Source organism: Alcanivorax sp. HI0083 (assembly GCF_001635175.1).
Map to the genome: position 1 here is coordinate 1 of NZ_LWFX01000781.1, position 323 is coordinate 323.

Genomic DNA, 323 nt, shown 5'->3' on the forward strand with positions numbered 1-323 from the left:
GCTCCTTGTGGTCGTCAGCTTTCAGTTAAGCATGGAAGGGGGGCAACAGGGCGTCAACGTGCCTGTTGCCGTGCCCGCTTGCGGCGTTGTGCCTGCAGGCGAAGCTGGCGTTTTTGCCACCACATGTAGGTGCCGGTGATAAAGAACAGCAAGGGCGTCAGCCCGCTGATCAGGACGATGATGCGCCCCGGCATGCCCAGGGCATCACCATTGTGGAGCGGGAACTGCCAGGTCATGAGCTGGCTGCCGGCGGCCACATTGGGGGCGTCCCATACCGCCAGTACCTCGCCGCTGTACTGGTCTACCCAGATGCGGCTGGCGCC

The 323-nt window shown here is 63.5% G+C and carries 1 protein-coding gene; it reads right to left on the reverse strand.

Annotation, left to right across the window (positions count from 1 at the left end; all coding sequences use genetic code 11):
* Positions 1–53: 53 nt before the first annotated feature.
* The coding region (locus A3754_RS07610; RefSeq protein WP_197468552.1) for a PepSY domain-containing protein at positions 54–323 on the reverse strand (270 nt) is incomplete at its 5' end.